Source organism: Streptomyces sp. NBC_00154 (assembly GCF_026342835.1).
GTDB lineage: Bacteria > Actinomycetota > Actinomycetes > Streptomycetales > Streptomycetaceae > Streptomyces.
In genome coordinates, this window is sequence record NZ_JAPEMI010000001.1 from 5,991,742 (window position 1) to 6,009,266 (window position 17,525).

Here is a 17,525-nt window from a genome sequence, read left to right on the forward strand (position 1 = left end):
GGAGATCATGACTGTGCAGGACAGTGGGAAGGTCGCGCTGATCACGGGCGCGAGCCGGGGGATCGGGTACGGGATAGCCGAGGCGCTCGTCGCCCGCGGCGACCGGGTGTGCATCACCGGGCGCGGCGAGGACGCGCTCAAGGAGGCCGTCGAGAAGCTGGGCTCCGACCGGGTCATCGGCGTCGCCGGCAAGGCGCACGACGAGGCGCACCAGGCGGCGGCTGTCGAGCGCACCATGGAGGCGTTCGGCCGCGTCGACTTCCTGGTCAACAACGCCGGTACGAACCCGGTCTTCGGCCCGATGGCGGAGCTCGACCTGGCTGTCGCCCGCAAGGTCTACGAGACCAATGTGATCTCGGCGCTCGGCTTCGCCCAGCAGACCTGGAAGGCCTGGCAGAAGGAGAACGGCGGGGCGATCGTCAATATCGCCTCGATAGCCGGTGTCTCCGCCTCGCCGTTCATCGGCGCGTACGGCATGAGCAAGGCCGCCATGGTCAATCTGACCCTTCAGCTGGCGCACGAGTTCGCACCGGTCGTGCGGGTCAACGCCATCGCCCCCGCGGTCGTGAAGACCAGGTTCGCCTCGGCGCTGTACGAGGGCCGTGAGGCGGAGGCCGCCGCGGCCTATCCGCTCGGCCGGCTCGGTGTCCCCGAGGACATCGGTGGCGCCGCCGCGTTCCTCACGTCGAACCAGTCCGACTGGATCACGGGACAGACGCTGGTGGTCGACGGAGGTATCTTCCTGAACGCGGGCGTGGGCTGAGCACAGCCTGAGCCGGTTTGGTCCTGATTGCCTCAAGTGCCCCGTCGGGCCTATGGATTGACCCGACGGGGCGCTGCGGTATGGTCTGCCGACCCATGGCTGATCGAGGAGCGTGCACGTGTTCTATCGGGCCAGGCTGCAGGCTGCTGCAGCCCTTGCTTCCCTTTCTCTGCTGGCCGGCTGCGGTCTGTTGTCCGACAGCGGGTCGGAAGCGGATCAGAAGATAGTCGTCGGTACCACGAGTGAGCCCTCCACTCTCGATCCGGCGGCGGCGTGGGACAACTCCTGGGAGCTGATGCGCAATGTCTTCCAGACCCTGGTGAGTTTCCCCACCGGCAGTACGAGCCCCGAGCCCGACGCCGCGGAGTCCTGCACATTCACCGACCGGACCAGCACGGCCTACCGCTGCACCGTCAAGAAGGGGCTGAAGTTCTCCAACGGGGACAAGCTCGACGCCGAGGCGGTGAAGTACTCCATCGACCGGATCCTGACCATCAAGGTCAAGGGCGGCCCGGTCGGCCTGCTCGGCTCGCTCGACCGGGTCGAGACCGTGGGTGACGACAAGGTTGTCTTCCACCTCAACAAGCCGGACGCCACCTTCCCGTTCGTCCTGGCCACCCCCGCGATGTCTCTGGTGGCGCCCAGCGACTATCCGAAGGACCGGGTCCGCACGGACGGCAAGGTCACCGGATCCGGCCCCTACCTCCTGGACACGTACGTGCCGGGGGACAGGGCCGAGCTGGTGAAGAACCAGAACTACAAGGGCTTCGCCAACCGCAAGAACAATGCCGTGACCATCCGGTATTTCAAGGGGTCCGCCCCCATGGTCGACGCGCTGCAGAAGGACGAGCTCGACGCCACGTACCGCGGCCTCACGGCCGAGGAGGTCGTCAAGCTCGAGGACAACAAGGACAAGAACAGCAAGCTGCAGCTCATCGAGACCGTCGGCGCCGATATCCGCTTCCTGGTCTTCAACCCCGAGGACCCGGCCGCCGGGAACCCTGCCGTCCGGCGGGCCATCGCCCAGCTCGTGGACCGGGACGCCTTGGTGGCCAAGGTGTACCAGGGCACTGCCGAGCCGCTGTACTCCATGGTGCCCAAGGGCATCGCGGGCCACACCACCAGCTTCTTCGACAGCTTCGGTGACCCGGACCAGGAGAAGGCCAAGCAGATCCTCGTCAAGGCGGGCATCACCGAGCCGGTCGCGATGACTTTCTGGTTCACCACCGACCGGTACGGCTCCTCGACGGCCCCTGAGTTCGATGAGCTGAAGCGGCAGCTGGAGGCCTCCGGGCTGTTCAGGATCACGCTGAAGAGCGCTCCGTGGAAGACCTTCCAGGCGGGTTTCACCAAGGGCGACTACCCGGTCTTCGGCCGCGGCTGGTTCCCGGACTTCCCGGACCCGGACAACTTCATCGCCCCCTTCGTGGGCAAGGACACCGTGACCGGTATGCCGTACGTGAAGAACGAGATCACCCAGCATCTGCTGCCGCAGAGCCGCCAGGAGAGCGACCGGGGTGCGGTCAGCAAGCAGTTCGAGCGGGCCCAGAAGATCCTGGTCGACGACGTCCGGCTGCTGCCGCTGTGGCAGGGCAAGCTGTACGTGGCGGCGGGCGAGGACATCGGCGGCGGCGAGCGCGCCCTGGACCCGCAGACGGTCATGCAGATGTGGGAGTTGTACCGCAAGGCCAGCTGGTAGGGCTTGCCCGGTCGACTGTCAGTGGCCCCCGGTAGGTTCTTGGTCAAGAACCGATTTGCGTACCGGAGGTTGTTGAAGTGACCGACACCGACCTGCTGCCCGAGTCCTGGCGCGGCGTCCTCGGCGAAGAGCTGCAGAAGCCGTACTTCAAGGAGCTCACCGAGTTCGTCGAGGAGGAGCGGGCGAAGGGGCCGGTCTATCCGCCGCGCGAACAGGTCTTCGCCGCGCTGGAAGCCACTCCGTACGACAAGGTGAAGGTCCTGGTACTCGGCCAGGACCCTTACCACGGCGAGGGGCAGGGGCACGGGCTGTGCTTCTCCGTGCGGCCCGGCGTCAGGACGCCGCCCTCCTTGCGGAACATCTACAAGGAGATGAAGGAGGAGCTCGGTCTGCCGGTCCCGGACAACGGGTATCTGATGCCGTGGGCCGAGCAGGGCGTCCTGCTGCTCAACGCCGTGCTGACGGTCCGCGCCGGCGAGGCCAACTCGCACAAGGGCAAGGGCTGGGAGAAGGTCACGGACGCGGTGATCCGCGCGGTGGCCTCGCGGCCCGATCCGGCGGTCTTCGTCCTCTGGGGCAACTACGCGCAGAAGAAGCTCCCGCTGATCGACGAGGAGCGCCATGTGGTGGTCAAGGGCGCGCACCCGTCGCCGCTGTCCGCGAAGAAGTTCTTCGGCTCCCGTCCGTTCACGCAGATCAACGACGCCGTTGCGGCACAGGGGCACCAGTCCATCGACTGGCGCATCCCCGACCTGGGCTGACCGCAGGCACCTGCCCGACAGCCTCGGGCGCTTTGCCCGAGCCTGAGCGGGTTTGCCCGCATCAGCGGCTAGCGTCGAGCCGACCGGATTCGAACGGACTCCATCGGGCGTGACGCAGCGACCGGACGCTATGCAGCGACCGGATTCGACGCGGCAGCCGGTGCGGTCGGATCCGACCGGGATCGGCTGGGCAGGCGCGAGGGAGACCGCGGTGACGGAGCAGCAGCAGGAGGCGTCGAGGGACGCCGTCATGACCAGGATCGGCCAGGCGATCATGCTGCTGCACGGTGGCGACCGGGAAGAGGCCCGGAATCGATTCGGCGCAATCTGGTCGGAGATCAGCGAGGACGGCGACGCCCTTCACCGCTGCACGCTCGCGCACTACATGGCAGACACCCAGGACGATCCCGGTGATGAACTGGCCTGGGACCTGAGGGCGTTGACCGCCGCAGAGGGGTTGACTGACGAGCGGGCGGCGGAGCACCGGGACGCGCTCGCGGTCCGGGCCTTCTATCCCGCGCTCCATCTCAGCCTTGCGGCGGACTATGTGAAGCTCCAGCGCCCGGAAGCTGCCTGGATCCATCTGAACCGGGCCCGGAAGGCCTCCGACGTGCTCGCGGACGACGGGATGGACGACGGGTACGGGGGTGGGGTCCGAGCAGCGATCGGGCGGCTGGAGCGGCGGCTGTGGGATCAGTGGCCGTAGGTGTCTTCGCAGATCCGGGACTGGGGGCTGCCCGCCGGCCAGCCGCCGTACCCCCGGCCGAGTGCGCAGACGTCCGACCCGGTGGCGGAGGAGGACTGCAGGGCAGGGACCGGTGCAGGCTCCGCGCGCGGCGCGTGACCCGACCAGTGCCCGGTCACGCCTGGATGCTTCCTTTGCTGCGGAGCGCGCGGCGCGCTGCGGCGGGTCTCCGAGGGGGCCCCGGCGACCGGGCCGGATACCGCCTTGGAGGGCTTCGGGTCCGGCAGAGCCTCCAGCGTGTCCCGGACCGGTGGCCGGATGATCTGGGGGGCCAGGTCCTGGACGGGCTTGCTGGTCGCGGGCCGGGGCGCAAGGCCCGGCTGGGGCTCCACGGACACGCAGCCGGACACGGCAGTGACTGCCACCCCGACCAGGAGCTTCACGGCGATTCTGGTTCGTTGCACCTGGGCAACTCTGCTGTGCGGGCAGCACATCGCGGGAGCGGGGGAGTCATGATTGGCCCGCACGAGTGACCCCCGGTCAGCGCAACGCCCGGCTGCCGTTGCTCTTCGCGGCGGGGCGTGGGTCAGGGCGCGGGCCGGGCACGAGTCGGCTCCGGGGCGGGTCCCGGGCCGGATCAGTCGCCGGTCGAGCCGTCGACCCGCTCCCGGACCAGATCGGCGTGGCGCGTCGTCATGCCGGGCATTCTTCACCAGTGATCATGTCCAGGCCAGGCGTTATTGCCCGCGGGTCCCGAGCATTCCGCGCAACAGCTCGCTGAATCCGGTGCGCAGCTCTGCCGCGGTCGGTACGGCGCGGTGGTACGAACCTGCGGCGCAGGAGAACATCAGCCCTTCGCACCAGGCCACCAGGGACAGGGCATGCCGCTCCGGTTCGGCCGAACCGGCCGCCTTCATCAGCGCCACCAGGGGTTCGCGGAACTGGCGGCCCGTCGCGTCGAAGAACTCCCGGAGCTCCGGCCGCCGGGTGGCTTCCAGGGCGAGTTCGTACCGGCAGATCAGCAGCTCGGGGTGGCGGGTCAGATACCGGTGCAGGGCCAGTGCGAGACCGGCGACCAGCGCGTCCGGGCCCTCGGTGGGTTCCCCCTGCACTCGGCCGTCCGGTTCGCCGCCCGGCATCGGGAGTTCGCCCGGGGCGAGCACCTGCGCCTCGCGCTCCGCCAGTCGCCGCACCGTCGCTTCCAGCAGGGCCTGCCGGGTGCGGGCGTAGTTGGACGTCGAGCCCTGTGGGAGCCCGGCGCGCTCGTCGACGGCGCGATGGGTGAGCCCCCGCATTCCACGCTCGGCGAGCAGCGCCAGGGCGGCATCGGTGATCAGGTCTGCCCGGGAGGTGCCGGGGGCGCGTGTGGTGCTTGTGGCCATGGGACCAACCTACCGCCGCGACTACACCTGTAGTACGGTGAGTTCGTCACTACACCTGTAGTTCCGAGGAGGAGTCATGGCCAAGCCCCATGCGGTCGTCATCGGCAGCGGGATCGCCGGTCTGACCGCCGCCGTGGCCCTGCACCGGCGCGGCTGGCAGGTCACCGTCATGGAGCGGGCCGCCTCCCTGGAGCCCGTCGGCGCCGGCATCGGCCTCGCGCCCAACTCCCAGCGCGCCCTGGACGTGATCGGCCTCGGTGACCGGATCAGGGCCCTGGCCGCCTGGCAGGGCGACGGCGGGATGCGCAGACCGGACGGCCGCTGGCTCGCCCGGACCGACAGCGCCGCCGCGACCGAGCGGTTCGGCGGCCCGATCGTCCTGGTGCACCGCGCCACCCTGATCGATGTCCTCGCCGCCGAACTGCCCGCATCCGCTGTCCGTACCGGGGCGGCGGCGGAACTCGTGGACCCGGGCACCGCGGGCGGTGCCCGGGCCGTCGTCGCAACGCCGGCCGGGAACATCGAGGCCGACCTCGTCGTCGGCGCCGACGGCATCAACTCGGCCGTACGCTCCCTGCTCTTCCCAGCGCACCCCGGACCGTCGTACGCCGGCTTCACCACCTGGCGCGTCGTCGTCCCCGCGCCCGGGAAGCCCTTCGCCCCGCACGAGACCTGGGGCCGCGGCGCCCTCTGGGGCACCCAGCCGCTCAAGGACGGCCGGATCTACGCGTACGCGGCCGCGGTCGCACCGGCCGGAGCGCGGGCCGACGACGAGAAGGCCGAGCTGCTGCGCCGGTTCGGCGGCTGGCACGACCCGATCCCCGGAATCATCGCCGCCGTCGAACCCGACCGGATTCTCCGCAACGACGTGCACCATCTGATCGACCCTCTGCCGGCGTTCCACCGGGGCCGCACCGTACTGGTCGGCGACTGCGCGCACGCCATGGCGCCCACGCTCGGCCAGGGCGGCAACCAGGCCATCGAGGACGGCATCGTGCTCGCCCACCACGCGGCGCCCGACGGCGACCTGGCGGCGGCCCTCGCCGCATACAGCGCGGACCGGGTCCCGCGTACCGGTGGCATCGTCCGCAAGGCCGCCCAGGTGACCCGGCTGATGCGCCTGACCAGCCCGCCTGCCGTCGCGCTGCGCGACACCTTGATGTCCGCCGTCTCCCGGTTCGGGCCCGGCCTCGTCCTGCGCACCTTCGACGGCATCGCCGACTGGCGGCCGCCGCAGCACACGTATGCTGCCGGGACGAAGAACACGCCCATGTCGCAGCGGTAGCCACGGGCGGGTCATGGGCGAGAGGGAGACCCCTGTGAAGGTCGGCTGCATCGGGCTCGGCGACATCGCGCAGAAGGCGTATCTGCCGGTGCTCACCACCCTGCCCGGGGTCGAACTGCATCTGCAGACCCGCACCCCCGCCACCCTGGCCGCCGTCGCCGAGACCCACCGGATCCCGCCGGAGCAGTGCCACACCGACCTTGACTCGCTGATCGCCGAGGGCCTGGACGCCGCGTTCGTCCACGCCCCGACCTCCGTACACCCGGAGATCGCCGGCCGGCTGCTCGATGCCGGTGTTCCCATGTACATCGACAAGCCGCTCGCCTACGAACTCGCCGATTCCGAGCGGCTGGTGCACCTCGCCGAGGAGCGCGGTGTCAGCCTGGCCGTCGGCTTCAACCGGCGGCTGGCGCCCGGCTATGCGCAGTGCATCGAGCACCCCCGCGAACTGATCCTGATGCAGAAGAACCGGGTGGGTCTGCCCGAGGAGCCGCGGGCCATGGTGCTCGACGACTTCATCCATGTCGTCGACACCCTGCGTTTCCTGGTGCCGGGCCCGGTCGAGCACACCGTCGTACGGGCCAGGATCCGCGACGGGCTGATGCACCATGTCGTGCTGCAGCTGTCCGGCGACGGGTTCACCGCCATCGGTGCGATGAACCGGCTCAGCGGCTCGACGGAGGAGCGGCTCGAGGTCTCCGGACAGGACTCCAAGCGCGAGGTGGTGAACCTCGCAGAGGTGATCGACCACAAGGGGCAGCCGAGCGTACGGCGACGCGGCGACTGGGTGCCGGTGGCCCGTCAGCGCGGTATCGAGCAGAGCGTGCTGACCTTCCTGGACGCCGTGCGGGCCGGAAAACTGCTGAGCGCCCGGGACGCTCTTGAGACCCACGAGTTGTGCGAGCGCATCCTGCGTGACCTGGACTGTGCCTAGGGGGCCGGCGGATCAGGTCGGAAAACCGTGGCGCACCGCGCCACAGCGGACTGCCCACAGTGGAATCCGCAGGTCAGAAGGGGTTTCGATCCGCTCCGGATGCGTCCCGCTCGGGCCCGGGGCAGGCTGAGGGCAATGGACCGCCGGCCCGTGGAGGTGACCTCGTGAAGCCTCACGACGAGCCACAGGGATGGGGTGCGCTCCAGCCACCGCCCGGCTACTACTCGGCGGACGGGCGGCCCCCCGATGCGACACAGCGCAGCCTGATCCTCGACTGGGCGGTCAATCAGCGGATCGCAACCGGCTGGCGGGTGGAGTCCCGGGCCGAAACACAGGTCGTGATGGTCAGGGGGCAGCCGCTCAACCACGTGCTGCACGCCCTCCTGATGGTGTTCAGCTGTTTCCTGTGGGGCGCCGTGTGGATGGTGCTCGCCGTGAAGAACAAGGTCGAGCGGGTCGCGCTCACCGTCGACGCGCAGGGGCAGATCGTCTCCGTGAACGGCCCATCATAGCGTGAGTGCCTGGTCAGCGACCGGGTACCCCGGCCTTCGGACGCACGGCACCGACCGGTTCCGCCGGGTTGTGCCGCCGCAGTGACCGGACGCCCTCGTAGGCGCAGAATGCCGCCAGCACGGCCAGCGCGCCGTGCACCGGCCAGTCGCCCAGCCGCACATAGAGGGTGCTGCCACTGGCCAGCGGTACGTCGAAGACGGCGGCCCCGCTCGTGTCCGTGCCCAGCGGCGTCCCGACGCGCCCGCCCTGCGGGCCGTACACCGTGCTGACGCCGGTGAGCGTGGCATGCACCATCGGGCGGCCGTTCTCGGCGGCCCGCAGCGCGCCGAGCGAGGCGTGCTGCTCAGGCGCCCAGGTGTGCTGGAACGTAGAGGTGGACGACTGGGCGATCAGCAGCTGTGCCCCGTCTCGGGTCAGCTGCCTGCTCATGTCGGGGAACGCCGACTCGAAGCAGACGAGCGGCCCGATCCGCAGAGTGTGCTCCGGGGCGCGGACCTCGTTGGGGGACCCGGTGGATCGGTCCGTGCGAGGCGGCTCGGGAACGGACATCACCACCTGCCGGGTGCCGCGCAGCCGGTCCTCGCCCGCCGCCTTGCCCACCGACGTCACCCAGCCGAGCACCGAACGGGCCGGGATGTACTCACCGAACGGCACCAGACGCATTTTGTCGTAGCGGTCCCCGGTGGGGCCGTCCGGCCCCACCAGCACCGCGCTCTTGAAGATCCCCGTCCGGCCCGACGTGTCGGTGTGCCGGGCGTCCTCGTTCACCAGCACATCCGCGCCGACCTCGCGCGAGAGTTTCGCGATCCGCGCGGCCAGGTCCGGCCGCCGGGACAGATCCTGGCCGACACTGCTCTCGCCCCACACCACCAGATCGACGTCGCGGCCCGCCAGCGTGCGGGTCAGCTGCTCGCTGCGCGCGAAGCGGAGCGCCACGCTGTTCGGCCCCGAAACGACCCCCGGTTGCACGACGGCGATCCGGGCCACGCCCGACTGCTCCGGCTGCGGCGCCCACGTCCATATCGCGCCCACGGCCAGCGCGCACACCACGATGCCGACCGCTGCGGCCGTCCGTGCGCCGGACGTCAGGAACAGCAGGGTGACCGCGGTGTTCACCGCCACCACCAGAAGACTCACCAGCCACACGGCGCCGACCGATGCCACCCGGAGCGCCGCGGGCACCTGCCACTGGCTCGCGCCGAGGAGCCCCCAAGGACCGCCGAGCGCCTCCCAGGAGCGGGCCAGCTCGATGATCAGCCAGCCGGAAGGCACCACGATCACGGCTGCCGCGGCCGTCGCGACGGACGGGGCGCCGCCGAGCATCCGGGACACCAGCAGGCCCCAGGGCGCCCACAGCAGACCGAGCAGCGCCGCGAGAACGACGATGAACACATGCAGACTGGGCATAAGCCATTGGTGCACGGCGAGCAGGTAGCCCGTCCCGCCGAGCCAGCCGTCGAGCGCCGCCCGGCGCGCGGTACCGGCCGAGCGGATCAGCAGCAGCCAGGGCACCAGCGCGACATAAGCGAACCACCACAGCGACGCGGCGGGGAAGGCGAGCGCGGGCAGTGCCCCGACGAGCAGGGCTCCACCGCCGCGCCACCAGGGTGACCGGAGGAACCGCTCCCGCTGCTCACGCCGACCGACCGGAATCCGCATACCGCGCCTCCTCGACCTGACCGGTGAGCAGTGCTGCCCTTCTCCTTACCCAGTGTGGGGCGAGCGGAACGGGTGCGGCCAGGCCTGGGTGCGGGCCGGGTGCGGACCTGCGCGGCTCAGCTCGGTGCGAGGGAGCCGGAGAGGCTGCGCCACTTCTCGTGGACGGTCACGGTACGGATCCGCCAGCCGACGTCCGTACGCAACATCCCGAAGGCGTACCGGCCGCCGGAGGCGAAGTTCGGCGCGGTGGTGTCGGAGGCTCCGGTGTCACCGCCGTCCAGCGCAGCCTCCAGCCGCATGGGGTTCAGGTAGTCGGCCCGCACATCGGCGCGGTCACCGGGGTAACCGCCCAGGTCCTGGAGGTCGAGCCGGCGGTTGACGATCAGGTGCTGGCGTACAGGGAAGATCCTCAGCGTCTCCGCGAGCCAGTGCGCGACCTCGGCGGCCGGCCCCTCGACACCGCCCGCGCTACGGTAGTCGGCGCGGCCGTCCGGGGTGAACAGGTCCCGGTAGTCCTGCCAGGAGCCGTCGTCCACCGCCACCGCATAGCCGGTGATCACTGCGTCGATGGAGAGCTGGTCCATCACGGTCGCGAGAGCCACGCGCTGCGTCATTCGGCCAGTGTGTGCCCGCCGACCGCAGACGCCAAGGGCTGTGCACGCGCGGCGCCATGTCCGAGCATGATTCGGTCGCCCGGAACCCCGGACCGGGAGCCCGGACAACGAGAACGTCCCGGCCGGAACCCGCACCACCCGTGTCCGTCTCAGCAGGGGACCACGGCCACCGGCCCGAGCGCATGAGTGAGTGTCGTCTGCGCCACCGGGGACAGACCGAATCCAAGCTCTTCGCCGCCCTTGCGCCGCCCGATCACCGTGAGGGCGGCGGTCGCCGACGCCGTGACCAGGGTGTGGGACGCGGACCCGTGGACCGGCTCCTGCACAACTTCGACCTGCGGATACCTCTCAGGCCGCCCGGCGGTGAGCTCCGCGAGGGTCCGCTCGGCCGCGCCTGCCGCCGCATCCCGGTCGAAGACGGGACCGCCGGAGAGCATCGACGAGAACATCGTCCAGCCGTGCACGATCCGCAGGCGCGCTCCGGGCCGGGTCATGGCGGCCTCGAACGCGAAGTCCAGCACCGCCTCACTGCTTTCGTCGGCGGCCACCCCCGCGACGATGTCCGTGAACATCTCCGCCGCCTCCGCCCCCTCCTCGTCCGCCCGGCCACTGCGAACGACGACGACGGGACATTTGGCCATCGAGGCGGTCGTCAGACTGTTCGAGCCGATCAGCAGTGACCGGAACCCGCCCAGCCCGCGCGAGCCCAGTACCAGCAACGACGCGTGCTCGCTCAGCGCGGTCAGCGCCGCCGCCGGGAAGTCCATCGGGGCGAGGGTCGACGTGTGCAGGGTCGGAGCGACCTGCGCCACCCGGCCCACGGACTCCGCGAGCAGTTCGTCGGCCTCGCGCCGCTGCGCCTCCTGGCTGATACGCCGATTGAGCGGCCTGACATGCACGATCGTCAGCGCAAGCCCTCGCCGGACTGCGTCGCACGCGGCCCACTCGAGCGCCTCGTAGCTGCGCCACGAACCGTCGACGGCGGCGATCACAGGAAGCTCGGCGGTGGTCATGGCGTCCTCCAGGGTCCAGCGGTACACGTCCCAGGTTGATACGTGTACGGGGCATTTGGCATGGACTCTTGGCCGTGTCCGCCCCGCGGTCGTGTTCCGTACGCTACGGCCGGTCGGCGTCCGGCGCAGGAGCAGCCGAAGAGCGAACAGCGAAGCGGTGCGAAGCACTGAAGCGCGTCGCGGAAGGGCGCGAGCGGACAGGTTTTCCGATCTCTCCGGACTGTCGACTGCGGGGACTTCTGCGACGCGCTTCAGGATGAGGGCGATCCGGCAACGGTCGCCGCCAGGGCGGAGCGGCGGGCGTATCAGCTGCCTGCGATGTACGCCGTGAGGGTGCCCAGATTCTTGATGAAGTCCGACGTGGTGATTCCCAGCGGACTGGCCTGCGGCGTATAGGGGGATTCCACGGGTGGCTTGAGCGGGTCGTAGGGCGAGGTGTCGTAGAGGTCGCCCACATTGCGGCTCATATAGGCCTTGCCGTCGTACGGTGTCGCGGGTGCCGGACCCCGGTAGGGGTTGGTGATCGAACCGATGGGCGTCAGCCAGTGATCGCGGCCGCCGAGACCCTCGACGACGGCGTCGGCCTGCGCCTGGGTCACGGTCGGCAGCGACAGATCGGCGTGCCGGAACAGGTCGTCGGGACTGAGGTCGCTCATCGAGAAGTAGTCCGGCAGTCCACGCCTGCCGTGGGCCGAGAGGGGCGAGCGGGCCTTGAGGTCGGCGACCTCGGACCGGCTCATCCCCATGAGCTCCTCGTACGTCGCGCGCAGCGCGGCGGTGTCGACCTTGCGGCCGCCGCCGTAGTGGCTCGGGGTGTCCCGGTGGTCGCAGTCGTTGTAATAGGCGCCGTTGCGGATGTTGGAGCCGAAGCGGTGTACGAAGCGGGCGCGGTTGGTGCCCAGTTCGACGAAGGTCGGGTGCGTGCTGGAGGCCAGCAGCGGGTTCTCCGCCTTCTGCTGGTCCGTGAGCCGGCAGCTCTCCAGCCAGGCTATGGCTTCCGGGACGCGGCGCAGGAACTCATGGTCACCGGTGAGCCGGAAGTAGGCGAAGAGCTGCGACACGTTGGTCTGAGTGGTGTGGGTGACCAGTGCCCGAGGCTCGTAGGACCGGGCGCCGGCGGGAGCGCCGGCCGGTCGGCCGTCTGCTGCGCGGGCGAGGTGCTGGAGCCCCCAGCCGGCCTGCGGCCCCGGCTGCTGCATGCGATGGAGACAGGCCATGGCCCGCCTGACGTTTGGGATCAGGTCCCGGCGCCCAAGGGCGGTGATGCACATGAGCAGGAACTTGATGTTCTCGCCGAGCACGTTGTCGTTGAAGGTCACATGTCCGGTGTAGTCGCCGTCCTCCATGCCGTGCCTGACGTCGGACGGCAGCCACGACGGCAGCTCGTCCGGCCAGGGCGTCTGCTTCACGGAGCCGGAGAAGGCCGGGAAACGCTGTGGCCAGCCGCCGTCGGCGACACCGCCGCGGTACTGCGCCGCGACGATGAAGCGGATCGCACGGTCCAGGGAGGCCTCGAACTTGGGATGAGGTCGCTCCAGTTGGAGCCGGAGGATCAGCTGAGCGGCGGTCGAGGTCGCCGCGTCGTCGAACGTGGCGTTGCCGTAGAAGTGCTGGAACTCCTCCAGGCGCCACCCGTTGGTGCCGATGGTCTCGTACCACTTCCGCAGCGAACCCTGGCCCGCCGTGTCATGGATGTAGTTCCAGCCGCCGCACGCCAGTTGGGCGTCGGCAAGGGCCAGCCCGGTGCGCTTGGCCGCCCGGTAGCAGGCCTCCGATCCGGTGGCGTGGTAGGCGTCGAGCAGGCTGTGGCCGACGGACGGTGTGCCGGGCGGCTGTATCCAGCACATGGTGCGCCGGGCTTCCATCTCGCCCCAGGTGGTCGAGAGGTCCGGCAGGTAGCTCCAGACGTAGCCGCCGCCGTAGGAGACGTGCTCGTCCATGAACGTGGTGACGCGGTCGACCGCCGCCGCGATCTCGCCGCGCGTCCGTGCGGAGGCGGAAGCGGGTGCGGTGAGGGGCGTACCACCGGTGGCCGAGGCGCGCCCGGCCGATCCGATCACAAGTGCCGCTGCCGGTGCGACAGCGAGGCGGGAGAAGGTGCGACGGCTCACTGGCAATTGCATCGAACGACTGCCTCCACTCTGGTGGCGAAATGCGAATGAGGGGCCGCGGGGAGGCGGTCCTGGGCATGACGCAGCGTGATCCGAGGATCTTGCTCTTCATGTGAAAGGAGTTCTAGCACCATGCGATGGCGGAGCCAAGAGGTCATACACAACAATGGAGTTCATGTATGTGGAGTCTTGGAGGAGCTAATCGGTCATATCCGACGCATGAGTTCGGGTATCTGGACTTCAGGAGTCGAGTTCAGCGTGCGAGCGGAACCCGCCGGTCGTCACGCAGAGATATGTGCAGCCCTCTTGAGCGACTCGGTGGCCACGGCCTGAGGTCATCCGGAGAGGGGTGATCGCGGTACTCCGGAGGGCGTACGGCGACTGCCTCCGGACGTACGACGACGGCCGCACACCCCCCGAGGGATGCTCCGGACATGGAGAACCAGCCCGCAGCATCCACCAGGACGGAACCGGCCCACAGCAGCACGCCCGACTCACCGCCGACCGCGCCCACAGGGCGGAAGCCGAGCCCGGTGGAGCGGCTCTGTTACGCGACCGGCGCGGCGCTCGTCGTCTCCGGGCTGCTGCACCTGATCGTCTTCGCCGTCGACGGCGGTCCCTGGGACGGCCCGGTCTCCTGGCGCAAGCCCGTCACTTTCGGGCTCTCCTTCGGCCTGACGCTCATCGCGATCTGCTGGGTGGCCTCGTACGTACGCCTACCCGCCCGCACCCGTACCGTGCTGCTTGCGGCGTTCGCCGCCGACTGCGTGCTGGAGGTCGCCGGCATCACACTCCAGGCCTGGCGCGGCGTACCGTCCCACTTCAACATGGAGACGCCCTTCAACACGGCGGTCTCGATGTCGCTGGCCGTCGGTGGGGGAGCGCTGGTCGTCATCCTCACCGCCCTGGCGGTGGCCTCGTTCGTCCGGCGCCCCGAAGGGCCGGCCGGGATGGCGCTCGCGCTGCGGGCCGGCTTCGCGATCCTTGTCGTCGGGCTGCTGGCGGGCGCTGCGATGATCGGCCGCGGCGTCTATCTGACGCGCACCGGACACCAGTTGGCCGGCTACGCCTCCACGGCATCACTCAAACCGCTGCACGGAGTGAGCCTGCACGCGATCCTTGTGCTGCCCGTGCTGGCCAGGGTGCTGGCCGGCACGCCATGGAGCGTCTCCACCCGACGCACCCTCGTCCGCGCCGCCGTGGGGTGCTACGCGGCGGCCGTCGTCGGGGCCCTGATATGGGCGGTCGTCGCGTACTGAGCCGACGCGTACGGAGAGCCGGCTCGATCTTTGATCTCTGCGGTAGCCGTCCGCCGGTCCGTGGTGGTGGACCGATGAGGCCGGCCACCGAAGCCGGACAGCCGCCCGTGGGCGGAATCCGCGTGCAGGCCGGCCGGTCAGCCGGGAGACTTCCGGCATGAACAAGATTCCCACCATGTTCGTCCGCGACTTCACCGCTCGCCCCGCGCGCGTGCTGCCAGAGGTGACGCCCGGCTGCGAGTGGGTGCTCGCCGGGGAAGGGCGCGCGACCCGCAAGTACGACGGCACGTGCGTGATGCTCGACGAAGCAGGCGACTGGTGGGCACGGCGCGAGGTGAAACCCGGCAAGGCATCGCCGCCGGACTACGTGGTCATTTCCACCGACGACACAACCGGCAGGACGGTCGGCTGGGAGCCGATCGGCCAGTCGTCATTCGCGAAGTTCCACGCAGAGGCGGTCCGGAACATCGGACCCTGCGAGGGAATCACCGGGACCTTCGAACTGGTCGGCCCGAAGATCAACGGAAACCCGGAGCGCAGCGACTCCCATCTCCTTGTCGAGCACGCCCTGGCGCGGGACGTCGCCGTGCCGGAGCTGACCTTCGAGGGCATCCGGAGCGCCGCGCTGGCCCTGGCCGCGGCCGACGGGTGCGAGGGCATCGTCTGGCACCACCCCGACGGGCGGATGGCGAAGATCAAGGCGCGCGACTTCACCCCGGACCGGTCATGAGACCGGTGCCGCCCCGGCCCACTCCAGGCGAATGGCCGGGCCCCTCTTCACGATGCGCCAACTTCCGACCGTCGGGCTGTGCTTCGACATCGACGGTCAACGGTGGGCAGGTCCAACGCACCACCCTGAAGATCGAGAACTCTGGAGACTCGAACTCCGTCATGTGCGATGCCGTCCAGGTCGTCCGCCGGCGCGACGGCGCACCTTGCCCGGTGACTGCGGAGCTGCCGAGAACGTGCGCCGAAGGGGGATACGGGCCTGGCCGGCCGCCCCCCCTGAGGGCAGGAACGGTACGGAAGGGCGGGGCGGCAGGCCCGGTGCTGACGGCACGACGTGTCCTGGTGGATACTCCCTGCAGGCCCCGCCGGATGATCCGGATGCCCTGGTGTGCCGCCGGAGTGGTGCAGAGGCGCCGTCGCCGGACACCAGCCGCAGCCTTCTCGGGCTCGGGGCCCTCACAACGACCGCTATGCACAGGAGACTTGATGGCTGACGCTTCACCGCGCCGCGCGGACGACAGCGCCGAGGACATAGGCACGACGGTTGCCCTCGACCGTGTCGAGCCGCCGCGGCCGCAGTACGCGGGCCTGTTCGTCGCGCCCCCCGACCTGCCGGCAGTCGACACTGACTGACGCAGCCCTCTCCCGCTTCGGCGTCACCCAGTAGGCCGGGTCGCTTCGTCTCGCACGAGGCGACCCGGCTCGAGGTGTTCTGGCTCGGGCAGGGGATTCATCCGTCGCAGCGGCAGCTCGCAGACCGGATCCCGTACTCCTGCAGCACGCGACATCAGCGTGGAGCGGGCTACTACGACCTGTCAGCGGTCGCCCTCGACCGCGTGGACTCGCCCGCACAGAGGGCGTCCGACCCGTGGCGGCGCGACCCGCCTCGAACGGGCGGTCGAACCACCGTTCCGGGTGGATCGCCCCGCCCTGATCGGACCCGAAGCCGTACTAGCCCGCCGACTCACCCGCGTGCGGGCTCAGCACACCGGCCCCCACCAGGGCGAACAGCAGCACGCCCAGCAGCACGCGGTAGATGACGAACGGCATGAAGCTCTTGGTCGTGATGAACTTCATGAACCATGCGATGACGGCGTACCCCACGCCGAAGGCGATGAACGTCGCGAAGATCGTCGGACCCCACGACACGTGCCCCTCGCTCGCGTCCTTCAGCTCGAAGACGCCCGAGGCGAGCACCGCCGGAATCGCGAGCAGGAACGAGTAGCGGGCCGCCGCCTCGCGGGTGTAGCCCATCAGCAGACCACCGCTGATCGTGGCGCCCGAGCGGGAGACACCCGGGATCAGGGCCATCGCCTGGCAGAAGCCGAAGATCAGACCGTCCTTGACGCCCAGCTCCTTGAGGGACTTCCGCTCCTTGATGGCCCGGTGCTTGCCGCCGGTCTCGTCCCGGGCTGCGAGTCGGTCGGCGATGCCGAGGACGATGCCCATGACGATCAGGGTGGTGGCGATGAGCCGCAGGTCGCGGAAGGGACCTTCGATCTGGTCCTTGAAGGTCACGCCGAGGACGCCGATCGGGATGGAGCCGACGATGACCAGCCAGCCCATCTGGGCGTCGTGGTTGCTGCGCATCGACCGGTTGGTCAGCGAGCGGAACCAGGCCGAGACGATCCGCGCGATGTCCTTGCGGAAGTAGATGAGGACGGCCGCCTCGGTACCGATCTGGGTGATGGCGGTGAACGCCGCACCCGGATCGTGCCAGCCGGCGAACGCAGCGGTCAGCCGCAGGTGCGCGCTGGAGGAGATCGGCAGGAACTCGGTCAGTCCCTGAACGAGGCCCAGGACGAACGATTCGAACCAGCTCATGGGGCTTTGGCCATCCCGGAAGTCATCGTGCATCGGCCGACGGACAGCAGGGCCGTCGGCAACGTGCGGAGTGCGGTCATGTGAGGGAAGGGCCACGGCGGGCCCGATGATCGTCTGTCGTGCGCGGGCAGCGTATCGCCCTTGGGTGAACGGGGTGACGGCTGCCCCCGGCCATCGACCGGAGCCGGCGCTGTGCCTGCTCCCGTTCAGCGGGCGCACGGTCGGCTCGCCGGCGCCGCCCGCCAGGTCGTTCGGCGTCGAGACGGTTGCGCCGGCGCCGCCCGCCGATCATTC

17 protein-coding genes are annotated in these 17,525 nt (G+C 69.9%); 10 read left to right on the plus strand and 7 right to left on the minus strand.

The genetic code is table 11. The annotated features are described in order from the left end of the window. The first annotated feature begins 7 nt into the window (after positions 1 to 7). The 4 genes from OHA03_RS26870 to OHA03_RS26885 all read left to right on the plus strand — a co-directional run bounded on the left by OHA03_RS26870 (position 8) and on the right by OHA03_RS26885 (position 3,929). A complete protein-coding gene (locus tag OHA03_RS26870) occupies positions 8 to 763 on the plus strand; it encodes an SDR family oxidoreductase (RefSeq protein ID WP_267006317.1) in 756 nt (251 codons plus the stop codon). Positions 764 to 881: 118 nt separating this feature from the next. After that, complete coding sequence (locus OHA03_RS26875; protein ID WP_267006318.1) at positions 882 to 2,462, plus strand: ABC transporter substrate-binding protein; 1,581 nt, start codon at positions 882 to 884, stop codon at positions 2,460 to 2,462. Positions 2,463 to 2,539: 77 nt separating this feature from the next. Next, a complete protein-coding gene (locus tag OHA03_RS26880) occupies positions 2,540 to 3,223 on the plus strand; it encodes a uracil-DNA glycosylase (RefSeq protein ID WP_267006319.1) in 684 nt (227 codons plus the stop codon). A 250-nt stretch (positions 3,224 to 3,473) separates the two neighbouring features. Then, a complete protein-coding gene (locus OHA03_RS26885; RefSeq protein ID WP_267008171.1) occupies positions 3,474 to 3,929 on the plus strand; it encodes a hypothetical protein in 456 nt (151 codons plus the stop codon). On the opposite strand, the gene OHA03_RS26890 is transcribed toward OHA03_RS26885, so the two are convergent. Both OHA03_RS26890 and OHA03_RS26895 read right to left on the minus strand, forming a co-directional pair. Then, positions 3,917 to 4,372 (minus strand): hypothetical protein, encoded by a 456-nt coding sequence (locus OHA03_RS26890; RefSeq protein ID WP_267006320.1) that lies wholly within the window; start codon positions 4,370 to 4,372, stop codon positions 3,917 to 3,919. The genes OHA03_RS26885 and OHA03_RS26890 overlap by 13 nt on opposite strands. Positions 4,373 to 4,645: 273 nt before the next feature. Next, the gene (locus OHA03_RS26895) at positions 4,646 to 5,290 is read right to left on the minus strand and encodes a TetR/AcrR family transcriptional regulator (protein ID WP_267006321.1); all 645 of its coding nucleotides are present in this window, start codon (positions 5,288 to 5,290) and stop codon (positions 4,646 to 4,648) included. 76 nt (positions 5,291 to 5,366) lie between these two features. Between OHA03_RS26895 and OHA03_RS26900 the strand changes: the two genes are divergently transcribed. The 3 genes from OHA03_RS26900 (at position 5,367) to OHA03_RS26910 (ending at position 8,021) form a co-directional block, all read left to right on the plus strand. After that, positions 5,367 to 6,575 carry an FAD-dependent monooxygenase gene (locus tag OHA03_RS26900; RefSeq protein WP_267006322.1) on the plus strand — a complete coding sequence of 403 codons (1,209 nt, stop codon included), beginning with the start codon at positions 5,367 to 5,369 and terminating at the stop codon, positions 6,573 to 6,575. A gap of 34 nt (positions 6,576 to 6,609) precedes the next feature. Further along, positions 6,610 to 7,509 carry a Gfo/Idh/MocA family protein gene (locus OHA03_RS26905; RefSeq protein WP_267008172.1) on the plus strand — a complete coding sequence of 300 codons (900 nt, stop codon included), beginning with the start codon at positions 6,610 to 6,612 and terminating at the stop codon, positions 7,507 to 7,509. Between the two features lie 164 nt (positions 7,510 to 7,673). Further along, entirely contained in the window at positions 7,674 to 8,021 is a 348-nt protein-coding gene (locus OHA03_RS26910) for a hypothetical protein (protein WP_267006323.1), read from the plus strand. A gap of 13 nt (positions 8,022 to 8,034) precedes the next feature. Here the strand turns inward: OHA03_RS26910 and lnt are convergent, their stop codons facing one another. The 4 genes from lnt to OHA03_RS26930 all read right to left on the minus strand — a co-directional run bounded on the left by lnt (position 8,035) and on the right by OHA03_RS26930 (position 13,431). Then, the gene (lnt, locus tag OHA03_RS26915) at positions 8,035 to 9,681 is read right to left on the minus strand and encodes an apolipoprotein N-acyltransferase (protein WP_267006324.1); all 1,647 of its coding nucleotides are present in this window, start codon (positions 9,679 to 9,681) and stop codon (positions 8,035 to 8,037) included. Between the two features lie 116 nt (positions 9,682 to 9,797). Next, the gene (locus OHA03_RS26920) at positions 9,798 to 10,295 is read right to left on the minus strand and encodes a nuclear transport factor 2 family protein (RefSeq protein ID WP_267006325.1); all 498 of its coding nucleotides are present in this window, start codon (positions 10,293 to 10,295) and stop codon (positions 9,798 to 9,800) included. Between the two features lie 149 nt (positions 10,296 to 10,444). Further along, positions 10,445 to 11,308 carry a universal stress protein gene (locus OHA03_RS26925; protein ID WP_267008173.1) on the minus strand — a complete coding sequence of 288 codons (864 nt, stop codon included), beginning with the start codon at positions 11,306 to 11,308 and terminating at the stop codon, positions 10,445 to 10,447. Between the two features lie 305 nt (positions 11,309 to 11,613). Further along, positions 11,614 to 13,431 carry a pectate lyase gene (locus OHA03_RS26930; protein WP_267006326.1) on the minus strand — a complete coding sequence of 606 codons (1,818 nt, stop codon included), beginning with the start codon at positions 13,429 to 13,431 and terminating at the stop codon, positions 11,614 to 11,616. Between the two features lie 422 nt (positions 13,432 to 13,853). On the opposite strand from OHA03_RS26930, the gene OHA03_RS26935 reads away from it, so the two are divergent. The 3 genes from OHA03_RS26935 (at position 13,854) to OHA03_RS26945 (ending at position 16,040) form a co-directional block, all read left to right on the plus strand. Then, positions 13,854 to 14,678: a hypothetical protein gene (locus OHA03_RS26935; protein WP_267006327.1), complete on the plus strand. Its 825-nt coding sequence runs from the start codon at positions 13,854 to 13,856 to the stop codon at positions 14,676 to 14,678. A 157-nt stretch (positions 14,679 to 14,835) separates the two neighbouring features. Then, on the plus strand, positions 14,836 to 15,408 hold the full coding sequence (locus OHA03_RS26940; protein WP_267006328.1) for a DUF5565 family protein: 573 nt from the start codon (positions 14,836 to 14,838) through the stop codon (positions 15,406 to 15,408). A 485-nt stretch (positions 15,409 to 15,893) separates the two neighbouring features. After that, positions 15,894 to 16,040, plus strand: a complete 147-nt coding sequence (locus OHA03_RS26945; RefSeq protein WP_267006329.1) for a hypothetical protein — start codon at positions 15,894 to 15,896, stop codon at positions 16,038 to 16,040. A 318-nt stretch (positions 16,041 to 16,358) separates the two neighbouring features. Here OHA03_RS26945 and OHA03_RS26950 read toward each other — a convergent pair whose 3' ends face one another. Continuing rightward, positions 16,359 to 17,231 carry an undecaprenyl-diphosphate phosphatase gene (locus OHA03_RS26950; RefSeq protein WP_267006330.1) on the minus strand — a complete coding sequence of 291 codons (873 nt, stop codon included), beginning with the start codon at positions 17,229 to 17,231 and terminating at the stop codon, positions 16,359 to 16,361. Positions 17,232 to 17,525: the final 294 nt, after the last annotated feature.